This is a genomic window from Ruegeria sp. BHSA191, assembly GCF_059613325.1.
Window position 1 is genome coordinate 42,608 of record NZ_JBXWSH010000006.1, and the last position, 12,303, is coordinate 54,910.

A 12,303-nucleotide genomic window follows, 5' to 3' on the forward strand; every position below is an offset into this window, starting at 1 on the left:
GATGATGCGCGGGATCCCGGATGCGGCCGGCGGCCTGCTGAGCTATTTCACCCGGCACCGGACCGTGGCCAACCTTTTGCTGGTGGTGATGCTGGTCCTGGGGGCGGCCGCGGCCCCGAACATGCGGGCGCAGTTCTTTCCCGATGTCGTGATGCAATGGGTGGAAATCGACGTCGAATGGGACGGCGCCGGTCCCGAGGACATGGACAGTGGCATCGTCCAGATCCTCGAACCCGCGCTGAAGGGGATCGATGGCGTCGCCACCACCGAAGCGACTTCGCGCGAGGGAACCGCGAACATCGCCCTGGAATTCGAACCGAACTGGGACATGGCCCGCGCGATCGAAGACGTGCGCACCGCCATCGACAGCGTCACCAACCTGCCCGAGGACGCCGAAGAGCCCTCGATCCGGCGGTCAGCGTGGAGCGATCGGGTGACGGATGTGGTCATCACCGGCCCCGTTGAGGCCGAGCAGCTGGCCCGGCTGACGGACGAGTTGATCAACCGTCTGTTCGCGGCCGGCGTGACCCGTACCACGATCCGGGGGCTGGCCGCACCCCGCATCGTGGTCGAGGTTCCCACCGCGCAGTTGATCGCCCGCGACATCACGATGTCCGAGATCGCCGCCGCCATTGCCGCCGAAGTCACCGTCAACCCCGCGGGCGATGTGTCTGGGGCCAATGCCCGGATCCGCACCGGGATCGAAAAGCGCAGCCCCGAACAGATCGAGGGCATCGTGCTGCGCAACTATCCCGATGGGTCCAAGCTGGTGGTGCGCGACGTGGCGCGAATCCGGCTCGAGGGGGTGACCCGTAACCGCAGCTATTTCGTGGGCGAGAACCCGGCCATGTCGATCCGCGTGGACCGGTCGAACCTGGGCGACGCGATCGGCATTCAGCACACGGTCGAAGACGTGGTGGCCGAGATGCAGGCCACCCTGCCCGAAGGCATCACGATCGACCTGATCCGTACCCGCGCGCAGGCCATCACCGACCGGCTGGACATCCTGATCGACAACGGCCTGATGGGGCTGGGCCTGGTGGTGGGCCTGCTGTTTCTGTTCCTGAACGCCCGCATTGCCTTCTGGGTGGCCGCAGGCATTCCGGTGGCCATGTCGGCTGCCATCGCCTTGATGTATATCGGCGGGCTGTCGATCAACATGGTCTCGTTGTTCGGGTTGATCATCACGCTGGGCATCGTGGTCGATGACGCGATCGTCGTGGGCGAACATGCCGATTTCCGCGCCCGCCGCCTGGGCGAGCCACCGGTGGTTGCCGCTGAACGCGCGGCCCGGCACATGGCGATGCCAGTCCTTGCCGCCACCGTCACGACGGTGATCGCCTTTTTCGGCCTGACCGTCATCGGCGGCCGGTTCGGCGAGCTGATCCGCGACATTCCCTTTACCGTGATCGCGGTGCTGGCCGCCTCGCTGGTCGAATGCTTTCTGATCCTGCCCAACCACATGTCCCACGCCATTGCGCATTCAGCGAAGGAACACTGGTACGACTGGCCCAACCGGGTGGTGAACCGGGGCTTTCGCTGGGTGCGCGACCATCTGTTCCGCCCGCTGGTCGCCTGGGCCATCTGGGCGCGTTATGTGGTGGTGGCGCTGATGGTCGCCATCTTGGCCAGCCAGATCGCGCTGTTCATCCGGGGCGACGTGACCTGGCGGTTCTTCAACGCCCCCGAGCGCGGCTCGGTCACCGGCAATTTCATCATGGCCGAGGGCGCCACCCGCGCGGATACCTTGGAAATGATGCACATGCTGCAGCGCGCGACCGAGGAACTGGGCCGGATCTACGAAGAACGCCATGGCCGCAACCCCATCGACTATGTCCTGGCCGAGGTCGGCGGCAGCGCCGGCTATGGCCTGTCGGCCGCGCAGGGCAAGGACAGCGATCTACTGGGTGGCATCTCGATCGAATTGATCGACGCCGACCTGCGCCCCTATTCCAGTTTCGAATTCGTGGGCGAGCTGCAGGAATTCGCGCCGCGCCACCCAAAGGTCGAGTTGCTCAGCTTCCGGGGCTGGCGTTCGGGTCCAGGGGGCGATGCGATCGACGTACAGTTCTATGGCGCCGACGTGAGCACGTTGAAGGCTGCGTCCGAGGCGCTGCAAGCCGAGCTGTCGAAATACCCCGAGGTTTCGGCGCTTGAAGACAACCTGGCCTATGACAAGGAAGAGTTCGTTCTGGACCTGACGGCCCAGGGCGAGGCGCTGGGCTTTCGCATCGAGACACTGGGCCGGGTGCTGCGCAACCGCCTGAACGGGATCGAGGCCGCGACCTTCCCTGACGGACCCCGCAGTGCCGAGATCCGGGTCGAGCTGCCAGAAGGCGAACTGACGGCCGATTTTCTGGAACGCACCCTGATGCGTTCGCCCGAGGGTGTCTATGTGCCGTTGGCCGACATCGTTTCGGTTCAGCGCAAGTCGGGGTTCTCGACGGTACGCCGGGAGAACGGGCTGCGGGTCGTGACGGTCAAGGGCGACATCTCCGAGGATGACCCGGCCCGCGCTGCGGAAATCGCCCGCGCCATGCACGACGAGATTCTACCGAAGATCGCCGCCGACAAACAGGTCGACTGGCGCATGGCCGGCCTGAGCGAACAGGAAAACGAATTCCTGGCCGAGGCCCGAACCGGGCTGATCCTGTGCCTGACCGGGATCTACCTTGTGCTAGCCTGGGTCTTCGCCAGCTGGACCCGACCGCTGGTGGTGATGTCGATCATCCCCTTCGGCCTGGTGGGCACGATCTGGGGTCACTACATCTGGGATGTTCCGCTCAGCATGTTCACTGTGGTGGGGTTGCTGGGCATGACCGGGATCATCATCAACGACTCGATCGTGCTGGTCACGACCATCGACCAGTACCGGCAGGAGCGCGGGCTGGTGCCGTCGATCATCGAAGGCACGGCCGACCGTCTGCGGCCCGTGATGCTGACCACGCTGACTACGGTTCTGGGGCTGACCCCACTTCTGTACGAAGGGTCGCAACAGGCTCAGTTCCTCAAGCCGACGGTGATCACGCTGGTCTATGGGCTGGCGTTCGGCATGGTTCTGGTTCTGTTGCTGGTGCCGGCGCTGCTGGCCATACTGAATGACGTTGCCCGCCCCATGACCGCGATGCGCAGGGCGCTGCGCGCGCCGGACCGGGTGGTGCGCGCCTCGGCCATGGGTACCGGTGCCGCGATGCTGATGTGGATGATGGTCACGATGGTCTGGCCGTTGGTTGCGGGCGCCCCGGCCGGGGTTGTCGCGGGCTTTTACGGCGGGCCTGACGGGCCTGCGATCCTGCGCATGGGGCTGGGTGCCTTTGCGGCAGGAGCCGTGGTCATTCTGGTCGTCGGGATGCTGGTGTCGAGCCTGCTCTATGCGCGGTTCTCGGCCCGGGCTAGGGCCTGAATAAGCAGCTCCGGCACGCGCGCGCTCATCGGCAGGGCGCCGCTCAGGATACGTTCGGTGGGAAACCAGGCCGCGTCGAGCGCGTCGTCGCCGGCCTTGGGCGTGCCCGACTCGAACCGGCAGGCCACCCCCACCAGCAGGTAGTGCGCGCGGACTTGCCCGGTCTCATCTCGGTGCAACAGGTCCAGGTTGCCCAGATAGTGCTGCGGGCTGGCGGTCACGCCGGTTTCCTCTAGCAACTCGCGGGCTGCGGCCTGCAGGACGGTCTCGCCCCACTCCACATGCCCACCGGGAAATCCCCAAAGCCCCGCATCTGGGGTCTTGCTGCGCTGTACCAGCAGCACCTGCCCGTCCTGCACCACCACGGCCAGGGCGCCGATTCGGGGGAACCGGCTCATAGGGTCAACCGGCGCTGCAGCCGCGGATGTCGACTGCGTGGCGCGCGCCCAGAACCGTGATCCGCAGGTTGGACCGGTCCAGAGCAAAGGGCCCGCCGTCGGCGCTGACCACTTCGGCCGAGGCAATCAGGGTGCCGCCCTGCCGGATGGTTTCGGCCGGTGATACCCACAGCGCGGGGTTGCCCGGTTCGATCACCGCCACTTCGGCACCGCCGGCCGGCGGCATCGAGATCCTGACCTGCACCGACAGGCCATCCGCCGTGGGTTTCAGGTGGCAGGTGGCGGACGATACGCCGGCTTCGCGCGCGGAATAGGGCCTCTGCGCCAATGCCGCTGCAATGGCGGGATTGCGAGGCGCGCCCGCGTCCAGCGCGTGGTCAAAGCCCAGCGTGGCCGGAATGCACACGTCCTTGCAGACGCCCAGATCGACCTCGCCCCTCAGCCGAACCGGCTGGCCAGCGGTCTTGGGCGTGATCTTGATCGGCAGCACGACCTGCCTGGCGTAGCCGATCGATTTCAGGCCGTTCTGGTCGAATACCTCGGGTGCGGGCCAGATGACGGACACCGCGCCGACATTGTCGGACCGGCCCCAGTCGAACTGAGGGGGAATGCCGGAATCGCCGGGCGCGCGCCAATAGGTCTTCCAGCCATCCTCGAGCCGCAGGCGCAGAGCGCCCAGATAGGTGCCGTCCTGCGACAGCCCTCCATCCAGGATGTCGAGTTGCACGATGTCGTCCACGCCCTGCGCCCGGACCGGCGCGGCCAGAAAAAGGCAGGTCGACAGGATCGTGGCAAGGGATTTGAACATGCTGGTCATGGTTCATACATGCGTGTTGTGGCCCGGTTTGCCAAGTCACGTTCCGGTCACCTGCGGCAAAGCTGCGAAATCTGGCGTGATCCCTTGCCAATCCGGGGCACGCGGGGCCATTGTGGGGGAATACGAAGAAAGAGTCTTCAACCGATGGATCTGACCGGAAAACTGTTGATCGCGATGCCCGGAATGGGCGATCCCCGCTTTGACCACTCGGTGGTCTACATCTGCAGCCATGGCGAGGATGGCGCGATGGGTCTGATCGTGAACAAGCCGTCGGACCTGCGGGTCAAGACGTTGCTGGGCCAGTTGAACATCCCCTGTCAGATCCCGATCGTGGGCGAGCGCCTCGTGCATTTCGGCGGCCCGGTCGAGCTGTCGCGCGGGTTCGTTCTGCACAGTTCCGACTATGACGCGAACCTGCATTCGCTGCATGTGGCCGGCGATTTCAGCATGACCGCCACGCTGGACGTGCTCGAGGATATCGCCGCGGGCAAGGGGCCGCTGAACGCGATGCTGATGTTGGGCTATTCCGGCTGGGGGCCGGGGCAGCTGGAAGAAGAGATCGGCCTGAATGGCTGGCTGACCGCCGAGGCGACCTCGAAACTGGTCTTTGATCTGCCCGACGATGACAAGTGGGAGGCCGCACTGGCTACGCTGGGGGTCGATCCGCTGACTCTGTCGGCCAGCGCCGGGCGGGCCTGATCAGGAATTGCGCGGGGCGGCGGCGCGGCGCAGGCGGTCGTTGATTGCGGCGCCCAAGCCGTGGCCGGGGATCGGGCTGACCGCGATCGGACGCCCGGATTTGTCCAGTTTGTGCAGATAGGCGAACAGGTTCGCGGCAGCCTCGAGCAGGTCGCCCCGTTCCGACAGGTTCAGATCGCAGGCCACCGGCCCGAAGCCCAGCAGCACCTCGTCCCCTCGGCGCTGTTCGGCGTTCAGTCGAACAGCGGCGTCCGGGGCGTAGTGCGACTGCAACTGGCCCGGTGCGGTCAGCAGGTCACCGGGCTTGTGATGGCTCAGCTTCGTGCCCAGAACGGCTTCGATCTGCTCGGCGGCGACACCGCCCGGGCGCAGCAGGGCCGGTGCGCCAGCCAGCCCGACGATGGTCGATTCCAGGCCTACGGCACAGGGGCCATCATCCAGGATCGCGGCAATGCGCCCGTCCAGACCTTCGCGTACATGGGCCGCGGTGGTTGGGCTGATCCGCCCCGATGGGTTGGCCGACGGCGCGGCCACGGGTCCGTCGACCGCGCGCAGCAGCGCCTGTGCGGTGGGGTGGGCCGGCACCCGAACGGCCAGCGTGTCCAGCCCCGCCGTCACCAGCGACGACACCCCGTGCCCCGCCCGCAGCGGCAGCACCAGCGTCAGTGGGCCGGGCCAGAAGGCATCCGCAAGCTGCTGGGCCTGATCCGACCACTCCACGTGGCGCTGCGCCGCCTCGACTGAGGCGACATGGGCGATCAGCGGGTTGAAGCTGGGCCGGCCCTTGGCGGCATAGATCGCCGCGACCGCGTTGCCGTTGCGGGCATCGGCGCCCAGCCCATAGACCGTCTCGGTCGGAAAGGCGACCAGCCGGCCCTGGCGCAGCAACTCGGCAGCGTCGGCGATTCCGGCGGCATCGGCGGTCAGACTCTGCGTGTTCTGGAAGCTCATGGCTGGTGACGCGGCGTTTTGGTTGCTTGCAACAGGCGGACGGATAGGTAATCGAACAAGCTTGGATGAATACCGACGCGGGCCGTGGAAGCCAAGCCCGACAATGCGACCAACACAGGATTTCCGGGGGAAACCATGCCATATCGCGCGCCTATTTCCGATTACGAGTTTCTTTTGGGCCACGTCGTGGGCTTCAAGGACGTCGCCGCGACCGAGAAATTCGCCGAGGCCACCCCGGACGTGGTCAGCGCCATCCTGACCGAGGCCGGCAAGATGTGCGAAGAGGTGATGGCCCCGCTGCAGCGCCCCGGCGATCTGCACCCCGCGCGGCTGGAAAACGGGGTTCTGCGGACCTCGCCGGGCTATGCCGATGGCTGGAAAGCCATCGCCGAGGGTGGTTGGATCGGCATGAGCGGTGATCCGGAATACGGCGGCATGGGCCTGCCCATGACCGTGACCACCGCGGTGAACGAGATGATGAGCGCCGCCTGCCTGTCGCTGCAACTGGCCCCGCTGATGAGTCAGGGTCAGATCGAGGCGCTGGAACACCACGCCAGCGAGGAACTCAAGGCGCTGTACCTGCCCAAGCTGATGTCGGGCGAATGGTCGGGTACGATGAACCTGACCGAACCGCAGGCCGGGTCGGATGTGGGCGCGCTGACCTCCAGGGCCGAACCCAACGGCGATGGCACCTATTCGGTGACCGGGCAGAAGATCTACATCTCGTGGGGCGACAATGACTTCTGCGAGAATGTCTGCCACTTGGTTCTGGCCCGTCTGCCCGATGGCGCGCCGGGGACCAAGGGGATTTCCCTGTTCCTGGTGCCCAAGTACATCCCCGATGAAAACGGCAATCCGGGCGTGGCCAATGACCTGAAGGTGGTGTCGCTGGAACACAAGATGGGCCTGCATGGCTCGCCCACCTGCGTGATGCAGTATGACGGCGCCAAGGGCTGGCTGGTGGGCCAGGAACACAAGGGCATGGCCGCCATGTTCACGATGATGAACAACGCGCGCCTCGGCGTCGGCGGTCAGGGCGTGGGCGCGGCCGAGGGCGCCTATCAGCACGCGCTGGCCTATGCTCTGGAACGCAAGCAGGGCAAGACGCCTTCGGGCACGATCATCGATCATGCCGATGTGCGCCGGATGCTGATGGACATGCGGGCCGACCTGTTCGCCGCCCGTGCGATCATGCTGGCCAATGCCGCGGCCATCGACATGGCCAAGGCCACCGGCAACGCCGACTGGGCCGCGCGGGCGGCCCTGCTGACCCCGATCTGCAAGGCGTTCGGCACCCAGACCGGCATGCGCGTGGCAGAAACCGGCGTTCAGGTGCATGGCGGCATGGGATATATCGAGGAAACCGGCGCCGCGCAGTACTACCGCGATGTCCGCGTGACCGCGATCTACGAGGGTACCAACGGCATTCAGGCCATGGACCTTGTTGGCCGCAAGATGATGGACGGGGGCGAAGCCGCCGCCCGCCTGTTGGACGAGATCGAAGATCACGCCGAGCGCGCCCGCGCCACCGTGCCCGAGCTGGCCGGCCCGGTATGGGAGGCGACCGAATCCCTACGCGAGGCGACCGAGTGGCTGGTGGCGCAAGAGGACATGAACAACCGCTTTGCCGGGGCCGTGGCCTATCTGAACGCCTTTGCTCGCGTGCTGGGCGCGCATTTCCACCTGATCGCCGCTTTGGCCGATCCGGATGGTCCGCGCGCCAAGCTGGCGCGGTACTACATCACCGCGCGCCTGCCGGAATACGCTGGCCTGCTGGATCAGGTGCAGATCGGAGCCAATGACCTGTTCGCGCTCAGCTCTGACGAACTGGCCGCGTGATGGACGGCGCGCGGCCTCCGGCGTTTCGCCATCCCTGGCCCGAGCCGCCCGCGCCCGGACAGGCCACCGAAATCGCCGAGGGCGTGCTGTGGATGCGCCTGCCGCTGCCGATGGCGCTGGACCACGTTAACGTCTACGCTCTGGATGACGGCGATGGCTGGACGGTGATCGACACCGGGATTTCATCGAAAAAGACGCGCGGCCTGTGGTCCGACCTTATGGCCGGGCCGCTTGCGGGCAAGCCGGTGATCCGGGTGGTGGTTACGCATCACCACCCTGACCACGTCGGAAATGCCGGATGGTTCCAGTCGGAGCATGGCGCCGATCTGGTTTCGAGCCGTACCGCATGGCTGTTCGCGCGAATGCTGACGCTGGACGTGCAGGAGAACTGGCCGGAAGAGACGCTGGAGTTCTACCGCAGCGCCGGCATGGCCCCCGAGATCCTGGCCAAGCGCATGTCCGAGCGGCCTTTCAATTTTGCCGACACGGTTTATCCGATGCCTCTGGGCTTTCTCCGCATCAAGCAGGGCGACGTGATCCGCATGGGCGGGCGTGATTGGGACGTGCATATGGGCAATGGCCATGCCCCCGAACACGCCACGTTCTGGAGCCGCGACGACAATCTGGTGATCTCGGGCGACCAGATCCTCAGCTCGATTAGCCCGAACCTGGGCGTCTATGCCACCGAACCGATGGCCGACCCGGTGGCTGACTGGCTGGAAGCCTGCGAGCGCCTGCAACAGTTGGCGCGGCCCGATCAGTTGGTGTTGCCGGGGCACAAGCTGCCCTTTGTCGGCCTGCCGATCCGCATGAAACAACTAATCGAGAACCATCACAGCGCTCTTGCACGCCTGCTGGACGATCTGAACGCGCCCAAGGCGGCGTCGGACTGTTTTGTGCCCCTGTTCAAACGTTCCATCCGTGAAGGTGAATACGGTCTTGCTCTGGTCGAGGCGGTTGCGCATCTGAACCATCTTTATCACACTGGAGCCGTGACCCGGGCGCGCCGTGAGGACGGCGCATGGGTGTATCAGCGCAAAGGTTGAGACGATGCAGGACAAGATCGAAACCTCGGCCGAGGCCGCCGAAGCGGCGGCTCTGCCCCGGTTTTATGAGGTGCATGCCGACCCGGACAGCACGTCGGGCACCAAGGATCTGCCCGAACCCCTGCGCCAGCCGGTCAACAGCAAAAGCCCCGCCCAATGGGCGTATGAGCGGCTGATCCTGTACATCCAGAATTTCGAAGAAACGCTGGATGCCGATCACGAGGTCGCCATGGGCTTTACCGGCGGTGACGCCGGCGTGATGCGGATCGAGGGGATGGGATATTTCGACCCCGACGTGATCACTTTCTACGGCTCGGACGGTTCGGGCGCACGCACCCAGCTGGTGCAGCATGTCAGCCAGCTGAACGTCATGCTGCGCGCCCTGCCCAAAACGGTCGAGGACAAGCCCGCCACCCGCATCGGCTTCCGCCTGGCGGCCAAGCTCGAGGAAGGCTGAGCGTCACGCTTGCAATTCGCATCTGCGCGGCCTTGAATGAATTCAGCATTCGAAGGGGGCCGGCGTGTCACATTTCTCAACCGTAACAGAAGCCTATCGCGGGGCGTGGGCCCGGCGCCGGACCTTTGTCCCCATCTATCTGGCGGTGCGGCTGCTGCTGATCGCGCTGATCGCACCCGGTGTCGCTTTCACCGTGAACCTGGCGGTGATGATGTCCGATCAAACAGCGCTGACCGATCAGGACATCGCGATGTTCATCCTGTCGCCGGTTGGTTTCGTGGCGGCGGTGGTCATTCTGGGCCTGTTCCTGCTGGCCGAGGTGTTCGTCTTTTCGGTCATGGCCGGATCGCTCAGGATCGGCGACAGTGACCCATGGCGGGCGGGCGGGTCGGCCTTGCGGTTGATCCTGTCGCGCCTGCCGTCGCTGTTTTCCTTCGCGGTGCGCTTCATTCTGCGCGTTCTTGTCCTGGCGGTGCCCTTCGTGGCGGTCGCGGGCCTGATCGCGTGGTGGACGCTGACCGAATACGACATCAACTATTACTTGACCTTCCACCCGCCCGCTTTCCGGGTAGCCGTCGCGCTGATCGGACTCGTGGTGCTGGCGTTGGCTTGGGTGCTGATCCGCCGCCTGTCGGCGTGGGCGCTGGCCCTGCATCTGGTGCTGTTCGAGGGCGTTGCCCCTTCAGGGGCCTTTGCCGAAAGCGCCCGGCGAATGGAGGGCAAGCGCGGCCGGTTGAAGATCGACCTGGCGCTGTGGCTGGTCGTACGTTTGGCGATCGCCGCGCTGATTGCCGCCGTGGCCAGCCTGTTGTTCCACCTTGTACCTCTCGAACAGGGCACGAACCTGCGGTTTGCCCTGACGCTCAGCCTGCTGGTGGCCGGGCTGTGGTCTCTTGGCGGGTTGGTGCTGGCGGCGGTGGCGCTGGGCGCGCTGGCGGTTCTGCTGGATGCGTTTTTTGAACCGCGGGCGGCAGAGCTTCCTCATTCCGAAGCCGGAAACCTGCGTGCCCCGGTTTTGGTGACCGTCACCGCCGCCGTCGCCGCCCTGCTGGCCGGTATCTGGTTCAGCCAGGACGTGCTGGACCGGGTATCGGCGCCCGATCATGCCGACGTGATCGGCCACCGGGGCGCGGCGGCGCTGCGGCCGGAAAACACGATGGCCTCGGTCCTGAAGGCTATCGAAGACGGGGCCGACTGGGTCGAGATCGACGTACAGGAAAGCGCCGACGGCGAGGTGATCGTGGCCCATGACAGCGACTTCATGAAGCTGGGCGGGGTCAATCTGAAGGTCTGGGATGCCACGATAGAGGATGTGGCGCAGATCGACATCGGCAGTTGGTTCGGGCCTGAATATGCCGATCAGCGCACTCCGACCCTGCGCGAGGTTCTTCAAGCTGCGAATGGTAAATCCAAGGTCATCATCGAACTGAAATACTATGGCCATGACGTGGACTTGGAAAACCGCGTGGCCGCCATCGTCGAAGAATTTGGGATGGAGCAGGACATCGCCACCATGTCGCTCAAATACCCGGCGGTGCAGAAGATGAAGGCGTTGCGCCCGGACTGGCGCGCCGGCGTTCTGGCCGCCACGGCGGTGGGCGATCTGACCGGGCTGGAGGGCGATTTCGTCGCGGTGAATGCCGGGATGGTCACGCCCGGGCTGATCCGCTCGGTCCATGATGCAGGCAAGGATATCTATGTCTGGACTGTGAATGACCCGCTGCAGATGTCGTCGATGGCCTCGATGGGAGTCGATGGTCTGATCACCGACCGCCCTGCCATGGCGCGTGAGGTGCTGCGTGTCCGCGCCGAAATGGAACCTGGCGAGCGGCTGCTGCTGTGGTTGGCCACGACCTTTGGCCTGTCGGTCGATACCGAGGCGATGCGCGATGAAAGCCCGTAAGCTGTGGCCGCTTCTGGCCTGCCTGGCCCTGCCCGTTGCCGCGCAAGACGTGATGCGCGGTGTGGAACTGCCGGCGCACCGGGCCTTGATCTCTCAATCGGTGGGTCATTCGCTGACGCCGTTCGAAAGCGACGGCTGTTCGGGCGGTATGTCGGCCAGCTGGCGATTGGTCGCGGACACTTTTCCCAGCTTCGCCGCGGTCTACGAGGCACACCCGCCGTGGGAATCCTGCTGCGTGACACATGACCGTGCCTATCACGATGCGGGCGGGGCGGTGACGCCCGAGGCCAGCTATGACGCGCGCCTCGCCGCCGACCGGGCGTTGCGCCAATGCGTCAAGGATTTCGGGGCCGCTCAGGCCCAGGACTATGCCGCCCGCTATGACATGACGCCCCAACAGGTGATTTCGGCCATGTCGATCACGGCCGAGGCGATGTATATGGCGGTGCGTTTCGGCGGCGGGCCCTGCACCGGACTGCCGTGGCGCTGGGGGTTTGGCTACCCGGACTGTTCGATATTTGCCGGAGAACCGTCGGGGCAGGATCAAGATGGTCTAACTGCGCGCGATTGACGTCGTGACACGGCCGAAAATATCATTTATCCAAACGGGCAAACACGCGAATTGGGATTCTTGGACACATGGCTGACTACAAGCACGGCGAGATGGACATCACCGAACAGAGCAAAACTTTCAACGGTTTCGTCAAGTTCACCACCTGGTCGGTGGCGGTGATCTTCTTCGTTCTTCTGTTCCTCGCGATCTTCGCGGCCTGATCCAGAAAAGATCGGC

The 12,303-nt window shown here is 65.3% G+C and carries 11 protein-coding genes; 8 read left to right on the forward strand and 3 right to left on the reverse strand.

The features are described from left to right. The first annotated feature begins 1 nt into the window (after position 1). Positions 2 to 3,403 carry an efflux RND transporter permease subunit gene (locus AC2FNS_RS08315; RefSeq protein ID WP_496712265.1) on the forward strand — a complete coding sequence of 1,134 codons (3,402 nt, stop codon included), beginning with the start codon at positions 2 to 4 and terminating at the stop codon, positions 3,401 to 3,403. Here the strand turns inward: AC2FNS_RS08315 and AC2FNS_RS08320 are convergent. Together AC2FNS_RS08320 and AC2FNS_RS08325 are read right to left on the reverse strand one after the other, a co-directional pair. Continuing rightward, the gene (locus AC2FNS_RS08320) at positions 3,370 to 3,801 is read right to left on the reverse strand and encodes an NUDIX hydrolase (protein ID WP_496683059.1); all 432 of its coding nucleotides are present in this window, start codon (positions 3,799 to 3,801) and stop codon (positions 3,370 to 3,372) included. The genes AC2FNS_RS08315 and AC2FNS_RS08320 overlap by 34 nt on opposite strands. 4 nt (positions 3,802 to 3,805) lie before the next feature. Then, positions 3,806 to 4,618, reverse strand: a complete 813-nt coding sequence (locus AC2FNS_RS08325; RefSeq protein ID WP_496712266.1) for a protein-disulfide reductase DsbD domain-containing protein — start codon at positions 4,616 to 4,618, stop codon at positions 3,806 to 3,808. 144 nt (positions 4,619 to 4,762) lie between these two features. Between AC2FNS_RS08325 and AC2FNS_RS08330 the strand changes: the two genes are divergently transcribed. Further along, complete coding sequence (locus tag AC2FNS_RS08330) at positions 4,763 to 5,317, forward strand: YqgE/AlgH family protein (protein ID WP_490359821.1); 555 nt, start codon at positions 4,763 to 4,765, stop codon at positions 5,315 to 5,317. On the opposite strand, the gene AC2FNS_RS08335 is transcribed toward AC2FNS_RS08330, so the two are convergent. Then, entirely contained in the window at positions 5,318 to 6,268 is a 951-nt protein-coding gene (locus AC2FNS_RS08335; protein WP_496727579.1) for an L-threonylcarbamoyladenylate synthase, read from the reverse strand. It lies immediately after the preceding gene. Between the two features lie 135 nt (positions 6,269 to 6,403). On the opposite strand from AC2FNS_RS08335, the gene AC2FNS_RS08340 reads away from it, so the two are divergent. From AC2FNS_RS08340 to AC2FNS_RS08365, 6 genes are all read left to right on the forward strand, one after another. Beyond that, complete coding sequence (locus AC2FNS_RS08340; RefSeq protein ID WP_496711624.1) at positions 6,404 to 8,107, forward strand: acyl-CoA dehydrogenase; 1,704 nt, start codon at positions 6,404 to 6,406, stop codon at positions 8,105 to 8,107. Further along, a complete protein-coding gene (locus tag AC2FNS_RS08345) occupies positions 8,107 to 9,153 on the forward strand; it encodes an MBL fold metallo-hydrolase (protein ID WP_496711625.1) in 1,047 nt (348 codons plus the stop codon). The genes AC2FNS_RS08340 and AC2FNS_RS08345 overlap by 1 nt, the downstream gene beginning before the upstream one ends. Positions 9,154 to 9,157: 4 nt before the next feature. Then, positions 9,158 to 9,610 (forward strand): DUF6173 family protein, encoded by a 453-nt coding sequence (locus AC2FNS_RS08350; protein WP_496683048.1) that lies wholly within the window; start codon positions 9,158 to 9,160, stop codon positions 9,608 to 9,610. 64 nt (positions 9,611 to 9,674) lie between these two features. Next, the gene (locus AC2FNS_RS08355; protein ID WP_496711626.1) at positions 9,675 to 11,513 is read left to right on the forward strand and encodes a glycerophosphodiester phosphodiesterase family protein; all 1,839 of its coding nucleotides are present in this window, start codon (positions 9,675 to 9,677) and stop codon (positions 11,511 to 11,513) included. Then, complete coding sequence (locus AC2FNS_RS08360) at positions 11,500 to 12,084, forward strand: hypothetical protein (protein ID WP_496797579.1); 585 nt, start codon at positions 11,500 to 11,502, stop codon at positions 12,082 to 12,084. Before AC2FNS_RS08355 ends, AC2FNS_RS08360 begins: the two co-directional genes overlap by 14 nt. A 68-nt stretch (positions 12,085 to 12,152) precedes the next feature. Then, the gene (locus AC2FNS_RS08365; RefSeq protein WP_496683040.1) at positions 12,153 to 12,287 is read left to right on the forward strand and encodes an aa3-type cytochrome c oxidase subunit IV; all 135 of its coding nucleotides are present in this window, start codon (positions 12,153 to 12,155) and stop codon (positions 12,285 to 12,287) included. Positions 12,288 to 12,303 lie beyond the last annotated feature (16 nt).